This is a genomic window from Acetobacter musti, assembly GCF_011516835.1.
Classification (GTDB): Bacteria; Pseudomonadota; Alphaproteobacteria; order Acetobacterales; family Acetobacteraceae; genus Acetobacter; species Acetobacter musti.
Map to the genome: position 1 here is coordinate 62266 of NZ_WOTB01000001.1, position 20578 is coordinate 82843.

14 protein-coding genes and 4 pseudogenes are annotated in these 20578 nt (G+C 54.6%); 3 read left to right on the forward strand and 15 right to left on the reverse strand.

From position 1 onward, the window contains the following. Positions 1-183: 183 nt before the first annotated feature. Entirely contained in the window at positions 184-963 is a 780-nt protein-coding gene (locus GOB93_RS00240; protein ID WP_173581608.1) for an AraC family transcriptional regulator, read from the forward strand. Positions 964-1259: 296 nt separating this feature from the next. Further along, positions 1260-2318, forward strand: a pseudogene (locus GOB93_RS00245) (TonB-dependent siderophore receptor); the annotation flags it as partial. Positions 2319-3033: 715 nt separating this feature from the next. Here GOB93_RS00245 and GOB93_RS00250 read toward each other — a convergent pair. The 14 genes and pseudogenes from GOB93_RS00250 to acpA all read right to left on the reverse strand — a co-directional run bounded on the left by GOB93_RS00250 (position 3034) and on the right by acpA (position 17712). Continuing rightward, positions 3034-4200, reverse strand: a complete 1167-nt coding sequence (locus GOB93_RS00250; protein WP_173581609.1) for an aminotransferase class I/II-fold pyridoxal phosphate-dependent enzyme — start codon at positions 4198-4200, stop codon at positions 3034-3036. A gap of 308 nt (positions 4201-4508) precedes the next feature. Continuing rightward, positions 4509-4868 carry a hypothetical protein gene (locus tag GOB93_RS00255; protein WP_173581610.1) on the reverse strand — a complete coding sequence of 120 codons (360 nt, stop codon included), beginning with the start codon at positions 4866-4868 and terminating at the stop codon, positions 4509-4511. A gap of 239 nt (positions 4869-5107) precedes the next feature. Next, a pseudogene (locus GOB93_RS00260) lies at positions 5108-5242 on the reverse strand (IS630 family transposase); the annotation flags it as partial. A gap of 119 nt (positions 5243-5361) precedes the next feature. Then, positions 5362-6867, reverse strand: a complete 1506-nt coding sequence (locus GOB93_RS00265) for a hypothetical protein (protein ID WP_173581612.1) — start codon at positions 6865-6867, stop codon at positions 5362-5364. 298 nt (positions 6868-7165) lie between these two features. Continuing rightward, positions 7166-7933, reverse strand: coding sequence for a DUF3431 domain-containing protein (locus GOB93_RS00270; RefSeq protein ID WP_173581613.1), 768 nt, complete (start codon positions 7931-7933; stop codon positions 7166-7168). A gap of 9 nt (positions 7934-7942) precedes the next feature. Next, entirely contained in the window at positions 7943-8509 is a 567-nt protein-coding gene (locus GOB93_RS00275; RefSeq protein ID WP_173581614.1) for a hypothetical protein, read from the reverse strand. Between the two features lie 18 nt (positions 8510-8527). Then, positions 8528-9253 (reverse strand): glycosyltransferase family 25 protein, encoded by a 726-nt coding sequence (locus GOB93_RS00280; protein ID WP_173581615.1) that lies wholly within the window; start codon positions 9251-9253, stop codon positions 8528-8530. A 17-nt stretch (positions 9254-9270) separates the two neighbouring features. Beyond that, a pseudogene (locus tag GOB93_RS00285) lies at positions 9271-10126 on the reverse strand (transposase). Then, positions 10099-10750 (reverse strand): annotated as a pseudogene (locus GOB93_RS22175) (IS5/IS1182 family transposase). Before GOB93_RS22175 ends, GOB93_RS00285 begins: the two co-directional pseudogenes overlap by 28 nt. Positions 10751-11111: 361 nt before the next feature. Then, positions 11112-12557 carry a class II fumarate hydratase gene (fumC, locus tag GOB93_RS00290; RefSeq protein WP_173581616.1) on the reverse strand — a complete coding sequence of 482 codons (1446 nt, stop codon included), beginning with the start codon at positions 12555-12557 and terminating at the stop codon, positions 11112-11114. 824 nt (positions 12558-13381) lie between these two features. Then, positions 13382-13927, reverse strand: a complete 546-nt coding sequence (locus GOB93_RS00295; RefSeq protein WP_173581617.1) for an HdeD family acid-resistance protein — start codon at positions 13925-13927, stop codon at positions 13382-13384. A 280-nt stretch (positions 13928-14207) separates the two neighbouring features. Then, positions 14208-14609: a YidB family protein gene (locus GOB93_RS00300; protein ID WP_173581618.1), complete on the reverse strand. Its 402-nt coding sequence runs from the start codon at positions 14607-14609 to the stop codon at positions 14208-14210. Positions 14610-15288: 679 nt separating this feature from the next. Continuing rightward, complete coding sequence (locus tag GOB93_RS00305) at positions 15289-16089, reverse strand: DsbA family protein (RefSeq protein ID WP_173581619.1); 801 nt, start codon at positions 16087-16089, stop codon at positions 15289-15291. A 69-nt stretch (positions 16090-16158) separates the two neighbouring features. Then, positions 16159-17712 carry an acid phosphatase gene (gene acpA, locus GOB93_RS00310; RefSeq protein ID WP_173581620.1) on the reverse strand — a complete coding sequence of 518 codons (1554 nt, stop codon included), beginning with the start codon at positions 17710-17712 and terminating at the stop codon, positions 16159-16161. A 61-nt stretch (positions 17713-17773) separates the two neighbouring features. On the opposite strand from acpA, the gene GOB93_RS00315 reads away from it, so the two are divergent. Then, the gene (locus GOB93_RS00315) at positions 17774-19075 is read left to right on the forward strand and encodes a cytochrome-c peroxidase (RefSeq protein ID WP_173581621.1); all 1302 of its coding nucleotides are present in this window, start codon (positions 17774-17776) and stop codon (positions 19073-19075) included. 89 nt (positions 19076-19164) lie between these two features. Here the strand turns inward: GOB93_RS00315 and GOB93_RS00320 are convergent, their stop codons facing one another. Then, positions 19165-20508, reverse strand: coding sequence for a sugar porter family MFS transporter (locus GOB93_RS00320; protein ID WP_173581622.1), 1344 nt, complete (start codon positions 20506-20508; stop codon positions 19165-19167). Positions 20509-20578 lie beyond the last annotated feature (70 nt).

Here is a 20578-nt window from a genome sequence, read left to right on the forward strand (position 1 = left end):
TGCTTACAGCCGCAAAACGCAGACCGGGTGCCCGACGACGGACACCGCCCGGAAACCTGACGGATCTGCCCCGGCAGAAGACAACGACAAACGCTACGCCATCCACGCAAACTCTGACGAGGCACAGGCCATTTTTCTCCCGCCGGACAGTTTTCGCAAACACGAAGACAGGATCACAGTGCCATGAAACGCACCGCCGATCTTCCCGGCCGCGCGCCTCCCGTCGTGGGCTTCGGGGACTGCTATGTCGGCGGCTTCGTGGACGAACTCCACGCGCATGACCGGGGCCAGTTGTCAGTGTTTCTCGCCGGAACCGTGACGGTCAGCACGCAGAACGGCAGCTTCGTCCTCTGCCCCGGCCAGGGCATGTGGATTCCCGCCGGCACACTCCATCAGGCCACCTGCCGCACCGATCTGATGTTCCAGGTCGTCTATGTGGACCCATGCCTCACCGGTAACGATCTTCCCTGTAAGACATTCGATGTTTCGTCCCTCATGCGGGGTCTCGTGGATGAGATCATAGGCATGAATTACGAGTTCACCATGGACGAGCGCATGTCGGCCATCGCCCGTCTTCTGGTCGATGAGGTCGGGCGCGCCTCCCGGATCGCTGAACCGCTGCTTCTCCCCCAGGACCATCGCCTGCGCCGCGTCTGCGAGGCAGTCACCGCCCGGCCGGGAGACTGCCACGACATCGATTACTGGGCGCGTGAGGCCGGTATGGCGCGACGCACCTTCACCCGCCTCTTTCAGCAGGAAATGGGTATGGGATTCGCGGCATGGCGCCGCAGGGTGCGGGTCACGGAAGCGGCCTCCCGGATCGCGGCAGGCCAGTCGGTCGCGGAAGTCGCGTTCGCCCTCGGCTACGAGAACGCCGGGAGCTTCAGCACAATGTTTCACCGGACCTCCGGCGTAACACCCCGGACACTGCGATCCGGCCCGTCACCGGCCACACGCCCGTAGAAGAGCGCTCTGTCGCCACGCCCCGGCCCCGTCTTTCCCGTTCAGTCACGCGAACACCGGCCCGACGATCACAGCCCGGCCTAAAGAATCTGCCTCCCACACTCTGTCCCGACCAGCACGATATCGGCGATCAGGCAGAATTTGCCCGCGTTCGGGCCAGAGAAAGCCCGGAGGACTGCGCATCGCTTGATGCAGCTTCCGGACACGGTTATGCGCGCAACTAAGTCTCATTCTTAATTACAGACATCGACCCGCTCTCCTCCCGCAGGAGCAGCCGGTTACGAAATGAGTCAGGTATGCAGCGCAGCGGGATTATCTACACTGTTCTTCTCTCACTCCTCCTGAGTGACATGGCGTTCGCCGCCGATCAGGAGAAAAAAACCGAAAAACCCGGACAGTCCGGAACGGTCACACCGCACCAGACCGCCACCGGCCAGACCACCACCGCCCGGACTGCCGGCGGAAAGACCACCGGAACAGGCGCCACGAAAATCGAGCAGATCGAAGTGCGTGGCCGGAAGGCCTCGACCATCGCATCGTCCGCCACAAAGACAAACACGCCTCTGGTCGAAACGGCCCAGTCCGTCACCGTCATCACCCGCGACGAGATGGACGTGCGCGGCGTCCTGACCCTCAACCAGGCCGTGCGTTACGCCGCGGGCATCACCGCCGATACGCGGGGAGGGGAGGGCACGCGTTACGACCTCTTCGATCTGCGCGGCTTCACCGTGCCAACCTTCCTGGACGGGCTGAAATTTCAGGACAGCCCCACAGGGTTCGCCGTCGCCCAGACCGATACCTCCCGCCTTGAGCGCGTCGAACTCCTCAAGGGACCGGCTTCCGCGCTTTACGGCCAGTCCAGCCCGGGCGGCCTGACCGCCCTGTCCAGCAAACTGCCGACCGACCAGCGGTTTTACGGTGGCGTGACCACAACCGGCGGCATGTTCGATCTCTATCGCGTCGACGCCGATGTCGGCGGCTTCGCAACCGATGACGGCCTTGTCCGCTACCGGATATACGGCACGGTAAACGGACAGCACACCCAGCTCAGCAAAACAGGAAGCAGACGGTTCAGCATAAGCCCCGCCTTCACCTTCGGCGGCGACGGACCGACCACCCTGACCCTGCTGGGCAATTATCAGTACGACCCGGAAAGCGGCTCCTATGGCGGCGTCCCGCTGGTCGGCTCTCTCAGACGGGCCTCCTATGGCTTCCTGCCGCGAAATTTCTATGACGGCGACGTGCCTTCCGAAAAATTCAACCGCAGACAGGGCGCGATCACCTACATCTTCAACCATCGCTTCAACGATGACTGGAGCTTCAGCACGCGCGGCCGTTACGACGACATAAGAACCAATCCCTTCCGCCCGGACCGAGGCGAGTGTACGCGGATGTCTGAGCGCATCAAGTCCTTCCACGAACTGTATCGTGTCCTTAAGGGCTTTTCCGCTGCCTCCGAAATACCGGGCGGATGCGGAGTGCGCGTCCCAGGTCACGGCATTGCCTTGCGGGTCGGCAAATACCGGCTCGTAGCCAGCCTGGATCAGCGCTTCCACCGGGACCGCGAATTCATTGAGAAAGAATCCGGTGGGATAGTGCCGGCCGTCGCGCAATGTGAGTTCGTGCGCGCTGGAAAGAACGACCAGCACGCGACCCCTGTTGTGGCTCTGTGCCCCGGCCTGAAGGCTGAATCCACAGAGGGTGACAGCAAGCAGCAATGTGAGAGCGATACCGCGCAATATGACCGTCATCCTTTCCGTGCAGTGGATGGCTCGTGCAGCATCGCCTTGCAACGAACGGCATTTTCCGGATGCTGACCGATGATCAGGTTCCTGTCCAGAACCGCATGGGACCTGAAATCAGGCCGTTTCTGAAGACGTCCCTCCAGAGACAGGGTGCGAAAAGCGAAGGTATCTTTCTGCGTATGCGACGACTTAACAAACGTCGCGAACCGGCGGATGAAGCAACTTAAGGTCATGACAATCTCGCGCCATACCCTGCCGAACATGCCCGCTTTATCGCTGCATTACGCCCGGACCGGCTGCTCCCCGCCAGAATCGCCTCCACCATCTATACCCCCGCCAGACTCTCCCCCGCCACCGCCGCCGCCCGCGCCGCAAACCACGGCCGCATCCGCCTGACAGCTTCCCTGATCCTGTCCGTCGAAACCGCAAAACTGAACCGCATGAACCGGTTGCCATCGACCGGATCGAAATCAACGCCCGGCGCAGTCGCCACGCCCGTCTCACGCAGAAGCTCTTCGCAAAAAGTCAGGCTGTCATCAGTCAGATGCCCGATATCAGCATAAATATAGAACGCACCATCAGGCGGCGCGATACGGGTCAGGCCCAGCTCCGGAAGCGCCTGCAGCAGCAGATCGCGATTGCGGCGATAGGTCGCGACATGCCCTTCGAGTTCCTCGAAACAATCAAACGCGACAAGACCGGCATGCTGACTCAGCGCCGCCGGCGTCAGAAACAGATTCCCCATCCGCGCGCGGGCGACACCGATCAGATCCGGCGGCACGATCAGCCAGCCAAGACGCCACGGCGCCATACTGAAATACTTGGAGAAGCTGTTTACGATGAGCGCGGTCTCATCATATTCCAGCAGGCTGTGCGCCGGATCGCCGTAGCTCAGACCGTGATAGATCTCGTCGGAGATAATGCGGATTCCACGGTCGCGACAGACCGAAACGATCACGCGCAGCTCGGCGTCCGGAAGCACAGTGCCCGTAGGATTGGCCGGACTCGCGATAATGAGTCCCCGCGGCGCCGGCTCCAGTTTTGCAATCGCATCAGCGGTCAGCTGAAATCGCTCCGCTTCCCCGCAGGCAATTTCCACCGGCGTCATATGCAGGGCTTTGAGCGTGTTGCGATAGGCGACATAGCCCGGCCTGGCGAGCGCGACACGATCCCCCGGCACAAAGCAGCTCGTCAGAGCCAGCACGAGGGCAGGGGAGGCGCCACCGGTCAGAATCACCTGATCCGCCACGATGGAAACGCCATACGTCTCAGCATAATGCCGCGCGATACGCTCTTTGAGATCATGGCTCTCCCAGTATCCCATCGGGTCCGTCGCCAGAATATGCTGAGCCCGCTCGATCGCTTTTCCGGGCGCACCTGTCGAAGGCTGACCGAACTCCATATGGATGATGTCCCTACCTCCCGCCGCCAGCCTGTGCGCCAGGGCGCTGATGGCGATGGCATGAAACGGATCGATGTCAGGAACGGTCATAAGAACATCCGGGAACAGACAGCGTCTGAGTGGCAGTATGCGGGTGAAAACCCGATAATGCTTGTAAAACGAGGCGCACGCCCAGACCACCCCGCAACAACGCCAGGCTGCCCGGAAAACCACCTGACGACCTCCGGAAATACAACAGAAGCCCCCGAACAAACTGATGCCTGATATCAATTCTGTTTTGTCAGAACCCGCGAACCCGGTCGCGTATGCCGATTGACATGATGCCCCAGAACTACTCGACGAACCGGTTCCATGCGCGGCAGCAGAGATCAGGGCGTGTCGTCGGTTAGCACCGGGTGCTACGAGGCTTGTACTCCCGTTTGATCTGTGATGTTTTCTTCCTGTTGCTGGAGCGGGAAGAGATGGAAATGCGATGGGATGGCCTGAGTGACAACCAGTGAGAACGGATAAAGGATCTTCTCCCAGGTCGTGAAAGTCATGTCGGCGGCACGGCCGCGGATAATCGCCTGTTTGCAGAAGCTGTGCTGTATCGTTATCGCACAGGCATCCCCTGACGTGATCTGCCTGCCCGCTCTGGCGACTGGAAGAACGTGCATCGGCGGCTGCGTCGCTGGTACGAAAGCGGTGTGACCGAACGGATTTTCCGGCATCTGGCGGCTGATCACGACAATGAATACATGATGACCGACGCGATTCATTTCAAAGTACACCGGACAGCAGTCTCTCTACAAAAAAGGGCTTTTCCCCGCCATATCGGGCGAACAAAAGGCGGCCTGAACTCAAATCTTCATGCTATCTGTGACTGTCAGGGCCGTCCTGTCCGTGTTCACCTGATCGCAGGCCAGTGATTTCAAAGGAGCGTATGTTCTGCTGGCTGCATTTCGATCATACCGACGATAAATATTTCATGCCCATCCAGCTGTGACCGACGCCGTCAGGGCAGACGGCGCAACCAGCGGATCGCCGTCGAAATCCCAACACCGAACTGCGCCGCTAATGAACGCGCTGACACGCCCATGGCGCCAGCTCCCAGAACATGTACCCGAAGATCATCACTAAATGCCCGCTCCATCACCGTCTTCATCAATGGAAACGGTGAATCACAAGTCACCTTCAGTGTCACTCAGGCAATTCAATGTTTAATGTAACCGCTCTGGTTCTATAGCTTTAAAAATTAAAGAAATAGAAAAACTAAATTATAGCATCGCATCGAAATATATTTCCTTCTGAGTTACACACAATTAGAATATTCCATTCGTCATTGCTAATTATTTTATCAATCCATGAATTTTCTGACCATATTAGAATAATACTATATTCTTTTTTTGCTGGCTCAGACATCCAAGAGCCTGAAATAACGCCATTACGATAAAAATTACCATCATTATTTATAGTAAGTTTGGATCCATCTATCCATTTATATGTGCGAACGAATAAATTTTTATATTTTATATCTAAAATGTCTGGGAATGATAGTATCATAGAAGTAATAACTGACTGTTTTTTATCTATTGTTTCAAGTTTTTTTACCAATTCCTTTTGCTGAGCTTTTATTAACCCATTGGAATGAGAAAATATATCAGCATATCCCCACCATGTATCATGTAATTGACGCAATTCATTGCTTTTAATATCTCTCAAAGGAATGCGTTGTATTTTTGAAGATTGCTCAAAAATAAATTTTATAAATTCCGGGTCCAGGAAAGTTTCAAATGGAATTTGCCAGTATTGATCATAATCAGACGTATCGCTCCTGTTATCTTGAATATCCGGATAATAAAGAGGGCAGATCGCCTTGTAGAGTATGACTGAAGAGCAATTAAAAAATGGCGCTTCTTGCAAAGAACCAGACGATATACCTACAAACGTACCGGGTTTTTCCTCAAAAAAAGCATTGTATAGATGTATGTTGTCTGTAAAAAAACTACAATTAAGGCTAGTCAAATAAGATTTTTCTTTTTCAATATGCCACTTGGCGGCAGATGGATGAGGAAGATAAGCAACTTTTTTACCAAAAAAAATCTCTTTTAATCTTTTTTCGTAACAGGAAAGCGTGATAAGGGATTTTCCGTTTACCAGGCTAGCATCAGCTTCTGTCTGTCCAACAACATAAACTATATCTTTGGAGCTTCTGAATAAATCGTATTCTTTTTTATAGCGTTCTTTATGTATATAAGATGCTTTCAGCTTATTAGCTTCAAGCCTTATTTCTGAATATCGGACAGCCAGAGAAGGCAGGCGCTTTTGCAGACCTGGTATGGATGTACGTAATGCTATCAAAAGATCTGACAGAAAACGAATTGGAGAAATTCGGAAATCTATCCAATGATGATTGTTTTTTTCAAAAAATTTAATCAAACCAGGAGATAGCTCGTAACCTATTATAACGCTACGCTCTGGTATATTTTCAACAAAATATTTTTCTAATTCTACACTTAAATTCTTATAATTATCTATCCATAAATAATTATGGTCCATGATATTGTTTGTTGTGTGATCCCATGAAGGCATACCGTTGGCAGCCATAAATTTCTGCCTTAAACTTGGCGGAACATTAATGCCCAGAGCCTGCCGGATAGGTTCTCGAAGAAGATCATAAAAAAATTCTTTTGCAGGCCAAAAAGCCTCACGGAGCAGGTCGTCAACAAAAATTAAATTCGGAAAATCATTCTTAATTTCTAACGGATCATGAACCATTATTCAAACCTAAAGTACTAAAACTGTTATAGATATTTATGCACTTTGCACAAACGGGATTCAAACGTTTAGCGTAAAACTTACGAAAACGATGAGGCGTATATTAATGAATGTTGATGTTTGTAGCCTTTAATCTGCCTTCTTTGCTGATTGAGTAGGTATCCTGATTTTCATCAAAAAGAGAAAGCAGTCCATATTATCAGCGATCTTATCTACCGTCACCTTGCTTTTCCTTCGTGTAAATCAGAAACAGCGAAAACATAAGAGCGAATTCAGAATAGGAAATTTTTAAAAAAATCTAAATTGGAAAGTAATTGTCAAAAATATTATCACGTAAACCTATAAACGGCTGTCCAAACATATGGAGCCACAGCCGTTCCATAATATAGCCTGTGACAGGATAAGACCGAACCTCCCGCAGAGCATTAACAAATATTTCTTTGTCAATTTTGTTTACTACGTTGTTTTTGACGCCAAAGATAGCGCCATATGAAAACTCTCCAAACATAGCTTGGGAAGCATCCAATGACATTGAATAAAAACCTATTCTTCGAAAAAAATCACTGGCTATATTTGTGCCATTTTCTACTTTGTAGTCAGATAAATAAAAGCATCCGCTTTTATAAGCGCCGATATCGCACCAGTTCACAGGCGCCCAATTAAATAATGAGAACAATTCATTTCTTATCAATCTCCCAGTTTTTTCTTTGTATTTATTTAAAATATATTCCGGAGGGAAATTGTCTTTCCATCTCAGCGAACATCCCCAAACGTCATTTTCAAAGGGCAATGACAGTAATTTGAGGAAATCGGGGGCATGTTCAAACGGATCACCTTGTGTGAATATAGTAAATGAGTGGTTTTTTTTCATATTATTTATAATATGATACAAATAAGAATCTGATTCTCGACCTATATTTGGTATTTCAATATACTGAATCCTATTTAAAATGCTGATATTTTTTATGCGTTCTCCCTTGTTGTAAACAATTATGTTATATTCTGAGGGAACATTATGAACCCAATTTATATCCTCGTTATATCGGGCTATAACTAAGTCTGGCATATTTCAACCTTATAAAAAGACAACTGGGGGCAGGCAGATAAAAGACATCATTGAATTTAGATCGTTTTTTGTTATAATATTTATAACATTACTTTTTGTTTTATATTCATCTCTGTTTGAAACTCTTGGAAGAGGATTGCACATATTAAGTATTTTTTTTGCCCCAGATTGAGATATAGCATATTTTCTTATTCCTGTAGCCGTAAGAAGTTTAAAAACGGCAAACTCTCCATTATAAATGTTTTCTATGCTTTTATTTCCTACAATAAATATGTCAGAATTTGTTATTCCTGCAACGTTTACTCCAATATATGAGTGATCGTTGATGCCAAATACAAGAAAATCCCAATCAACTTCTTTTTTTTCGAAATTTTCGTATATAAGTTTTTCAACTATACCTGTATATTTTTCATCATTTAATTTAAATTTTAAGTTTTTATTTATAATATCTGAACAAATATCCATTATATTGTATAAAGATAGTAAAAAATAATTATCAAGACGCTCATCGTTTGAAATAATATTACTTTTTTTTAATTCCGACTCTATGAATCTTGAAATGTTATCTGTTTTCATAGAAATTATCCTTGTATACTATGAGTTTAATATAGTTGATGATTCAATGCTGTTTTCTGTTATGCAGAGAGGTGGTATGCATATATATGAATCCATATCCTTGTATTTTTCCGTCATTACATGATCAATTGATGTGTTTTGTAAAAATCTATTTAACTGCGAGTGAAAAAATACAGAATTCTGTAAGGGAATACAGAAAGAAGTTAGTTTTCTGGCGCCCTGTGGCGAAATTGCATATCCGCAGATGCCGAGGGTTCTGAAAAGACGAAAAGGATGTGTTGAAACATCAATTTTTTTAAATTTATCTGAATTTTTTACAACACTGTCCTGAGAAAATGTCGCCAACGCAACGCCCCGTCCTTCTCCCATTCCAAACAGGACCGAGGTATCGTAATTATTACCCCACAGAACAATATCCCAGTTGTTTTCTAACTGGGACAGAACTTTCTGAGATTCATCAACGAAATTCCTGCACAAAATGGCGTCGTCTTCAAATATACAAGCTGTTTCTCCATAATCGGCAACGGAATTCCATAATAGAACATGAGACATTGCTGAACCAAGAGCCCCCTTTTTATAAGAGATATCCGGAGCAATCACATTACTCTCAATCAGTTCTTCCATATTGAGAGAGTTTCCATCAATAGCAGAAAATCTCCTTATATCGCTTACATGTTCATTATGCCGCGTAAATTCGTTCATTCTTTGTTCATCACAATCGCGATTTATAACAATGTATTTCATAAGTGTTCCTTCCTGTTTTAATTTGTGTAAATATACAAAATCAATAAATCACTAACTGCATGATTCAAAACGCATTGAATGAATTTTCCTGTAACTTTGCAGATATGGACAATGATCAGCCAGGCATGAGGATGAAATTGTGACCTCGACACCTCTGCTGAACGCCGGTAGCGCCTGAGGCAGACAAAGCTGCACTCCACGATCCAGTGTTCTGGCCTGATGACAAAACATACCATCCGGTTTGATCGCCTGGCGATTTTGATGCCCATCGCCTGAATTACGTGAGTGCGATGTAAATCTTTTCCCCGGCATAACCGTCATCGCCAATCAGATGCCGTAACCTAGAAGGAGCTTTCTGATCGGGGTGACCACCAGCGGCGCATCATTTCAGTTCTGCACGTCAGCAGGGTGAAGAGAGGCCCGATAGCGTGTTCCAGCGTCTAAGTCGCGATACAATGTTTGAAACTCTTGATCTTTGTACCAGCGCCGCAATCAGGTGGGTTACCATGTTCTGCTGTTTTTACAGGTGTGCTATCGATGAGTCCGACTGAAGCGTTACCTCGCGGCCATCCTGCTTACGTGACAATATGACGAGGAGATACGGTTCATGACCTTCCCGTCATCGTTCACGAATTCATCTGTAGAAATATCCCTGCAGGTTTTGAAAAGCGGGAATGGCGTGAGCGGTTGCCACATTGGCACCCGGCTGTGACAATAAGAGAATTCCTTCGACGGCACGTCGCAGGTTCATGCGCCAGAGACGTCCTGACTATTTCTTTCCGGGCGTCAGGGGGAGGCATTCAACGTCCGTTTTACATTACGCAGGCCACCTGCATATTCAGGCCTTATTTTCTGAGGCTGAAGATGAAGTATGCAACGATGTGGATGGCGGCCATGAATGGATGAGCGCACCGGTCGTATCGTGTTGTCATCCGCCGCCGGTCTTTGAGTTAGCGAACATGTTTTTGATGGGATGTGGTTTTTTATACAGACGCCAGCTGTAAGGCGGCTTTGCTTTCTAGTTTTTCCCCGGAGGAATACAGGCACGACCCTGACCATCATACATGGCATGAAGCTTTGAGTTCAGACCGCCTTTTGTTCGTCCGGGATGGTGGGAAAACTCCCTTTCTGAGCAGAGAGGCCGCTGTATTCCGGGTGCCCTGAGATGTGTCGCATCGGTCATCAGACGTTTTGAACGGCCAGCGCGTTCTGTCAGGGCTGTAAAAATCCGGTCGAAGACACCCCGGACGGCTCCGGCAGATGAAGCATTATGCAAGGACTTATGAGGATCACAGGCTTGAAGGGTGTCTTTCCACTGAAGGCCGTTACGGATCACACAGACGATCCCGCTCAGAACGCGACAGTCATCGACCCGGGGCGCGCACTACGTGCCAGAGGAAAAAACGGCCCGATCCGCTCCATCTGGCACTCAGACAGAAAATACGCCTCATTTCCAGCGGTCAGCCTGTGAATCACAACACGCCGCAGGAAAATCATAACCTCTTATACCACAGAACACAGCTACTGACCTGTGTGAGTGAGGCATGACCCCGGCTCTGACGCTTCTGATGGGAAAGAGTCTGCCTGATGACGAGGACGCGGAACTACGAGATGACTATTCGGCCTTTCTGGCCCCGGCGGGTCATCCCGAAGCGTTCCGAAACAGCCTCAGAAGAAACATCGCTGTAACCGACAGGAGATTAGAAGCTTCCCCCTCCCGGTCCCGCAAGCCCAGCCGATCACCCGGCGCGAGATCCACCCCCGCGCAACACCCTCAGCAGCACCGCACAAAGAAAAATCCCGGCCCGGAAAACCGGAGAACGCCCCGGCCCCCATACCCGGCAGGGACCATCCCGCCTTATGCCCCGGCAAGCCCATGCCCGACCATTTCAAGCGGATTGACGTATTTATTGAACGTCGCCTCATCGACCCCGGAAGCAAGCGCCGCCTGCCGCAGCGTTTCGTTCCGCTCCATGGCGCGATGAGCAATCGCCGACGCCTTGTCATACCCGATGGCCGGACTCAGCGCCGTGACCAGCATCACGGATTCCTCGACATACTGCTTAATCCGCTCCTCGTTCAGCGTCGTGCCCTCAACCGAGAAGACGCGGAAATTGTGGCAGCCATCAGCCAGAATACGAACCGCATGCAGCACATTGGCAACGATGACCGGACGCATCACATTGAGTTCGAAATTGCCCTGCGCTCCGGCAAACGCCACCGCCGCGTCATTGCCCATGACCTGCGTGGCGATCATGACCATCGCCTCGCACTGGGTCGGATTGACCTTGCCCGGCATGATGGACGAACCAGGCTCGTTTTCCGGCAGATGCAGCTCGCCAAGACCACAGCGCGGCCCCGAACCGAGCCAGCGCATGTCGTTGGCGATCTTCATCAGAGCGACCGCCACACCGCGCAGCCCGGCGGAAGCCCGCACCATGGCGTCCAGGCCGCCCAGCGCCGCGAACTTGTTGGGCGCGGTAATGAAAGGCTTGCCTGTCAGCTCCGCGATCCGCGCGGCAATGGCTTTCCCGAACCCAGGAGGCGCGTTCAGCCCCGTGCCAACCGCCGTGCCCCCGGCCGCAAGCTGCGCCAGACCGCCCCGCGCCGAACGCAGCGCATCAAGCGCATCCTCAAGCTGCTGCGCCCAGCCAGACCATTCCTGCCAGACCGTCAGCGGAACAGCGTCCTGAAGATGAGTACGACCGATCTTGACCACGTTCTTCCACGCAGCGGCCTTGTCGCGGATACCGGCGATCAGAGCCTCCACCTGCGGAATCAGCGTGTTTTCGATCTCAAGCAGAGAGACGACATGCATCGTGGTCGGAAAGGAATCGTTGCTCGACTGACCCATATTGACGTCATCATTCGGATGGATCGGCGTTTTTGACCCGATCTTGCCGCCCAGGAGCTGAATGGCCCGGTTGGCGATGACCTCATTCACGTTCATGTTCGTCTGCGTGCCGGAGCCGGTCTGCCAGACAAAAAGCGGAAATTCCGCGTCCAGCCTGCCTTCGGTGACCTCATCGGCCGCTCTGATGATAGCGTCCGCCTTCCATTGCGGCAGCCGCCCGTCAGCGGCATTCACCAGCGCCGCCGCTTTCTTCACAATGCCATAAGCCCGGCAAAGCTCGATCGGCATGACATCGCGCCCGATGGAAAAATGGACAAGGCTCCGCTGTGTCTGAGCCCCCCAGTAATGATTCGCGGGGACCTCGATCTTCCCCATCGAATCACTCTCGACGCGGCTGCCCGTCGCATCGATGCCGACCGGAATATCACGCAATGTTTGGTTTTCAGTCATATCAGACTCCGTGAACAGAGAATCACTGAGACAGTGGGCGTGCACGGAAGATAGGTCTTTCCGACGCAGCGCGCCCCCGCTCTCCCGCAAGTGTGATGCCAGAGCGCTGGTTCGTGATAAGAACTGAGCCGGAATAAGAACTGAAACAGACTGCACTTCTTCGCAACGGAAAACAGTGACCCTGAAAACTGCTTTCCGTCGGCCGGATTTTACCATCAGTCAGATTTTTTCGCTGCCCGGACTTCCCGGCGGCAGATTTTCCTTCAGCCCGCAATGGAAATGCACCAGAAACGGCAAGCCAGAGCATGCTTCTGCCTTTTCCAGGCAGAAAGCACTCTCACATTCTGCCCCACGCCCGCAAAGGGCCATCACGCGAAGGCGCACCCGTTCACCCTGTCCGAATTACCGCTTCAGGATCAGAAGGTCCGCATTTCCTGCAGAGGAGTCCACGAGAAAGCCCCGAAAATCACTCTGCCTGTATCCACAGACACCGCGGATACCATCCAGAGACTGTCTCAAAGGCGTTTATGTATTTTGCAAACAGAAGACAAAACAAGGGCTCTGCCCATTAACCCCTTTATTTTAACAAGCCGGGATCAAAGGGACTGCGTCCCTTTGTGGGGTTCGGGGCAAAGCCCTGAAAACCCACCTGATGAAACCAAAGTCCATCCCACGATACACTTCCGATAAAAAAACAGAAGTTTCCGGGTGCCGCCTTTTTTCAAAAAGGCGGCTTCTTCCGAAGCTTTTTGAAAAAAGCTTCACCAGAAACTTCTTTATGATTTACAGCGGCTTCTGAAACAGTTTCTCAGTCCCGCCGCCATTCAGAACCCGGTTCCGATCATGCCCCGCCGCAAGGCCAGGCCAAACTGAATCCAGCCGACACCGGCAACAATCAGTTCAATAGCGATCAGAGTGCCGACCAGCCACAGCCCGGACCAGGGAAGCGTCGCATAGAGCATGGTGCCCACCACAACGCTGACAAGACCCCCGAGCAGCACCATCCACCAGCCGGATATCGCCCGGTTCTGAAAGGCCACGATAACCCGGACCATTCCGGCGACAACCATGCACATCGCAATGAAGATCGTGATGATGACCGATCCGGTCGCCGGCTCCTCTATCAGAAGCCCCCCGCAGATCAGATACGCAATGCCGAGCAGAAGAGAGAGGAGCAGCCCTCCCGTCTCCCTCACCGCGAAGGCATGAAAAATCTGCACAACGCCCGCGATCATGACCAGAACGCCAAGAACCATGGCACTCGCCAGCGTGACCGAAACGGCGTCGACCCACGCGACCGCACCGAGAATGACGCTTGCAAGCCCAAGGGCCACAAACACCATCCATTGTTTCCCACCAGGACCATTCATCGTCGCTCTCCCTGCTTTTCCGTCCCGACTGTAACGCATACAGCCCGACGCCGCATCGCCGATCCTGACGGGAGAAATGCATTGTCAGCAGGAAGACCCGATACCGCCCGCACCAGCCCAGCCAGAAAACCGACCGGCCCTCGCAACAAAACGTCCTGCAGTGAGAAGCAAATACAGATGAGCAAAGCCGGGGAGGGACGATGAAAAGCAGATCCGGCACTCAGACCGAACCTGCCCTGTCATCCCCGGAAGTTACAGCCAGTTCAACCCGGCCAGGCCGTCAGCCGGAAACAGGCGGCTCCTGCGAAGCCCTGTTCCGTTCTCTCTGCGCGTTCTTATAGACAAGACCGGGAAGAATATCGGCCAGCCCTCTCACCGTCGCGTCACGGGAAAGCCCCGTCTCCTCCGCAAAAATCCGGATCTGCTCCTCGGAGATCAGAGTCGTGATCAGATGATCGACCAGAGATTTCTGCGTCTGGGCGCTGCGCCAGAATTCGAGAAGCCCTTCCAGCCCCGTTTCTTTCGCGCGGGCACGCACAACCGGAATGCCAGGGCTCCCCTCCTTGCCCAGATACTCAACGACCGCAGTGGAAAGACCCGAATGATCACCATGCGCCCGCGTCAGCGTGTCAGCGATTGTATTGAGAGTACCACCGAAATTGTCTCGAAGAGTATTAGCCATTGGACAGCTCCTTTTGCCGCAAAGGAATGCAGAGCAGACAGGCGGCCTGTCCGTTGAACGCGGCGTTGCGCGGAAGGTTTGCAGGCAGAGAGGAAACAGACTCACGATATCACGCCGTCTTGATCATGCGTCTGAGAGACTGCGGACACAGAACGGATGAACCGCAGCACCGTAAATAAATTGAATTAATTTAAGATGTTACGGCCTGAGAATGAGAACGGCTGTCCCCGGACATGATGGAACTGACCGAGCGGAGTGTTTTCCAGGGCTTTGCCCCGGACCCCACAAAGGGACGCGGCCCCTTTGATCCCGGTCTGTTAAATCGCCGCCTGGTTCCGGGGGTGTAAATCACTCAGACTGTCCCCGGCCGCCGGCGCAACGTAAAAATCGCGGATACGTTTCGATATCAAACCGAAAATGTCCGGAACATTCTGGAATCCCGCTTCCCGATCATCCCGTCCCCGAAACCAGCCAATACCCCCACACACACCGGCGAAAAGAAAAAGACCTGTTCCCGCACCGCAGGGACAGGTCTTCTGCCACATCATCGCAAACCACCGCCCCGGCCTGCCGGCGCCGCACGGAAAAAAGACCAGATTCTCTCTCATGAACACCGGACAGGCCGGCACGGACATTCCGGCCCGGCGCTCAGAACATCCGTCCGCGCCGCCATCCGGTCTCAGCGACCCGAATGCGCCGCCTTCAGTGCGTTTTTCAGATCGTCCGCGGACGCCGCGCCCGGAATAATCATCTTCTCGTCGATCACGAAGGTCGGCGTGCCGTCCACGCCAACCTTCTGCGCAAGCGTCAGATTGTCCTGCACCGCACTGGCGACAGCCGTACTCTTCATATCCCGCTCCAGCCGGTCCGCATCGAGACCGACAGACCCCGCCAGCGTACGGATACGCGCCATGGACGGCGTCTCGCTGTCGTTCATCATCACATGCTGAAGCTTCATGTACCCGCCCTGCAGATTCGCCGCGAGCAGCGCCTGCGCCTCAAGCTGACTGTTCGGCCCAAGCACCGGAATCACTTTCTCGACCAGCTTCAGCCCCGGCTCCCCGGCCACCAGCCTGTCGAGATCCGGCAGAACCTTCCGGCAATACGGACAGCGCGGATCGTAAAACTCCACGATCGTCTGCGTCCCCCGCGGATTGCCGAGCACCACATCCGCAGAACTCCCGGCAAGCTGCGCCCGGTTCTCGCGAACGACCTTCAGCGCGTCCGCCTGCTTCGCCGCCTCGCTCTGCGTCCGCAGGGAACTGATCGCATCGGCCAGGATCGTCGGATCGGTCTTCAGGGCCTGACGCACGATGGAGACGATCTCCTGCCGCTGCGCCGCCGTGAACGTCTCATCCGCCCGCGCCGGCGCCAGAGTCAGCAACCCGGAAGCCGCAAAGGCAGCCAGGGAGAGAGACGCGATACGGCCGCGAAGACGAAAAAACCGGGTGCCGGAAGGGGGGGCGGAAAAAAATATCATGCCGCTGCTCTACCCCAGCCTGGCCTGCTTGTGAATGTCCGACCCTTCTGGAAAACAAACGCCGGAAAATTATGGTTTCAGCGCCAGCGCCCCGGTCAGATCGCCCAGCGCGATCCCGCTGCGCCGCTTCACCGACTCATCGCGAACCACAAGGCCGGGCAGGGGTTTCAGCCCGAAACGCCGGTTCAGAAACCGCTGAATCGACGTCGTGTCATACGGCGTATGATCCACGAACCCTTTCTTCGCGAACGGCGAAATGATGATCGCCGGAATCCGCGAGCCCGGCCCCCAGCGATCCGCCTTCGGCGGCGCCACATGGTCCCACAGCCCGCCATTCTCGTCATACGTCACCACGACCAGCATATGCGGCCATTGCGGGCTGTGTTCGAGATGGTCGATCACGTCGGCCAGATGGGCGTCACCCGACGTAATATCCGCATAACCCGAATGCTCGTTCAGATTGCCCTGAGGCTTGTAAAACGCCACCTGCGGCAGCCGCCCGGCGTCGATGTCGGCAATAAACGCGCTCCCGGCCAGCCCGCCATCCCGAAGATGCTCCCGCCGGGCGTCGGTCCCCGGCGCATAGGCCTTGTAATAGTTGAACGGCTGATGATGCGTCTGGAAGTCCGGAACCGGGCTGTGAAACCCATGCGTCAGCACGTCTTCCCACGCCCCGCTGTACCACGCCCAGCTGACCTTCCGGTCCGAGAGACGATCCCCGATCGTGGCCGCCGTCTGCGGCACCAGTGTCGTCGGCCGCTCCGGATCGGCCAGCGTCGGATCACCCCCCTTTACGGGCCGGCTGCCACTCGGCTGATACGGCGGCTGCATCGTGTTCACCGCATAGAAATCGGGGGTGAGATCGCCGTCATGCTTGAACTTCGGTGGTCCGTCCAGAGCCGATTTCGGCGCGTTCGCCGCCAGCAGCAGCGCCGTCCCGTCCGCGGTGGCCTCAGCGATCAGCGACGCCGCCGGGCTCTTGTCCGCATGAGGATAATAGGGTGCGCAGGCGCAAATCAGCCATTGATGATTAAAGAACGAGCCGCCAAACCCGCCCATGAAGAAATGGTCCGCCAGCGTGTAGCGCTGCGCAACCTTCCACATCTTCATGCGCGAGCCGTCCCAGTTGGCCATCACCATCGCGCCGACATTCGTCCAGGCCACGAACTGGTCGTTCTTCCCGCCATTGATCTGCATCTGGTTCTGATAATACCGGTGCCACAGATCCGTCGTCGGCACCCCGTCCGACACGTTGAACCCGTCCTTCGCATCGACCGAGAACGGACCATTCGGCAGATGCGCGCTCATCGCCTGGGTGACAGCCGGCGTCACGCCCCAGGCCGTGATCCCGCCCCAGACCGGCGGAAGCTCCGGCAGCACGCTGCCATCGCGGTCGCGCTGGATCTTCGCGCTGTCCGGCGCCTGATCGAGCCCTTCGGCGCCAGGAAAACGGCCATAGAGACTGTCGAAAGAGCGGTTCTCGTCATAGATCACGACCACGGTCTGAATCTCTGACAGGCCGCCTGCGCGGGGCGCGGACGCCGCGGTCCCGGCACCCGCCGGATAAAGCGACAGCACGCACAGTCCCGCACAGGACAGCGCGGCTTGCAGGCTGCGTGGCATTGCGTCAGTCTCCCGTGTCAGCTGCGGAAGCAGGCCGGAGCCCGTTCCGGAATGATGGGTCATGTTGTATCGAAAGCGGAAGAAGTCGCAAGATCGGGCACGCCTGCGCAGTCAGAGGGCCATCGCCGCGGCAGCCTGCGCCCTGCTTTTAGCGGCAACGGCCGTCCGGACCGCCGTTCCGGCACAGGCGGCGCTCTCCCGCGAAGCCGCGTTCCGTCACGCGCAGGCTCTGACAGCTCTTGGCGCCCGCCTTTTTCGTGATCCCCGTTTGTCAGCCTCCGGCCGTCAGGCCTGCTCCTCCTGCCATGATCCGCGCTATGCTTACGGCCCGCCCGATACCCGCCCGGTCGAACCCGGCGGCCCCGCCATGACCGGACTTGGTTTCAGGGCGCCCCCCTCGCTGACCTACCTGGAAGCTGTGCCCCGCTTCACCGAACACTCCTTCGATTCTGACGAGGAAGCCGACGAAAGCATCGATAACGGCCCGACCGGCGGCCTGACATGGGACGGGCGCGTCGACACAGGCGCCGCTCAGGCCCTGATCCCGCTTCTGTCTCCCGTCGAGATGGCGAACCGGACGGAAGATGAGGCCGAACAGCGCCTGATCGCGGCTGGTTACAGCAAGGAACTCAATGCCCTGCGTCTGCCTGTCTCGCGGAGCAACACATCCGGTGCGCCTTTCCAGTCCCGGCTCTCCGTCGCACTGGATGCGCTTGAGGCCTACCAGCAGGACTGGAAGACATTCTATCCTTATAACAGCAAATATGACCGGTTTCTCGCCGGTAAAGTACGGCTCACACGCGAAGAAGCCCGGGGACTGGCTCTTTTCAACGACCCGGAGAAAGGCAACTGCGCTTCCTGCCACATAAGCGCCCCGGCCAAAGACGGCACCCCGCCGCAACTGAGCGATTACGGCATGATCGCTCTCGCCGTACCGCGCAATAATGCCATTCCGGCCAACAATGACCCGAAATTCTACGATCTCGGTCTGTGTGGTCCCTTGCGAACCGATTTCAGAGACAGGCAGGATTACTGCGGGCTGTTCCGCACTCCCTCGCTACGCAATGTCGCCCTGCGGAAAACATTTTTTCATAACGGCGTCATGCACAATCTGCGTGACGCCGTCGCGTTCTACGCCAGCCGCGACAGCGATCCGGAGCGCTGGTATGGCCGGGGACCACACGGAGCCAGGCGCTATGACGATCTGCCGGAAAAATACTGGAGCAACATTAATACCGACCAGCCTTTCGGCGGAATCGGGCAGAAAAATCCTTCACTGACCGACGACGAAATCGACGCGATCGTCGCTTTTCTCAAAACCCTCACGGACAACTGGCGTCCTGACAGGAAAGCTCCCCGCTGACGGTGTAGCGGATCTCGTAGCGGCAGGGCCTGCTCCAGGAAACCTCTCCCTGACCCGGACCGGGTGGAGGGGCAGGATCTCCATTCACCTCAAGCCTCGTTAAAGCGATGTTCCCGCAGACTCGTCTCGATTTCCTCCAGCGACCGGCCCTTGGTCTCCGGCACATATTTATAGACGAAGGCCGCTGCCGCCAGATTGACGCCGGCAAACAGCCAGAACGTCCCTGCCGCGCCGATCGCCTCGATCAGAGAGAGTGTCACAAGCGAGACGAGCAGGTCCGCCGCCCAGTGACTTCCGGCTACCAGACTCATTCCCTTACTGCGAACCGGCAGCGGAAAAACCTCCGCCCCGATCAGCCAGATCGCGACCGACAGGCTGCCTGCGTTGAAAATGGCATAAGATACCAGCGCTCCGACAGCGATCCACGGGTTAGCCCCCTGGGTCGCGCCAAGCATGAACACCACGGCGAGAACAGCCAGTGACAGCGCCGAGAAGGGAAGCAGTCGAAGCATGAGCGCGCGCCGTCCCCAGGCATCCACTGCCCAGCTGCCGAATACCGTCGCCAGAATCATGGCAACTCCGATCGGAATGGACGCCAGGATCGCCGATCCTTCACCAAACCCGACACTGGCAAAGATGGTCGGTGCGTAATAAAGCACCGCGTTGATTCCCGTAATCTGCGTCAGCAGTGCCACGCCGACCGCAGCGACCACGGCGGGACGCAGCCAGGGTCTGAACACCTCGGACCAGCCGGCCTGACTCCCGAGCGCCGAGAGGATGCTGTCCAGTTCCAGTTCCGCCCCGTGCTCGGAGCTCCGGACAAGACGCAGAACTTTGCGGGCACCGGGCACATCTCCCTGCATCGTCATCCATCGCGGACTGTTGGGCAGGAAAGTCATTCCCGCCAGCAGAAGAATGGCCGGAATGGCACCAAGTCCAAACATCAGCCGCCATGAGTGTTCACGCAGGAGATAGCCGGTGATGAAGGAGACCGTAATGCCACCGACGACTGCCATCTGAAACAGCACGACAAGCTGCCCGCGCCGGTTCGCCGGAACGATTTCCGCGATGTAGACAGGTACAATCTGAGATGACGCGCCGACGGCAAGGCCAAGGATAAAGCGCGAGAATGTCAGAACCGGGACCGTTTCCGACAACGTGGCTCCAAAAGTGCCGACGATAAAGATGGCCGCAGCGATCATGATCGTGCGTCGTCGCCCGAAACGGTCGGAAACCGGAGCGGAGCCAAGGCACCCGGCAAGCGCTCCGGCGATAATAGCGGAGGTAACGATCTGCTGTCCCATGATGGAAAGAGAGAAATCATGTGTGATCTGCAGCAGCGCAGCCGAAATGATCCCTGTATCGTAACCAAAAAGAAGGCCGCCCATGGCAGCAACGACGGCAATGATGCCGACGATGAAACTATCGCTCATCCAGTATTATTCCGCCTCTTCCCTGCATGCACTGACAGTGGAGTTTGTTGTTTTTTTTCCGTTCAGCAGG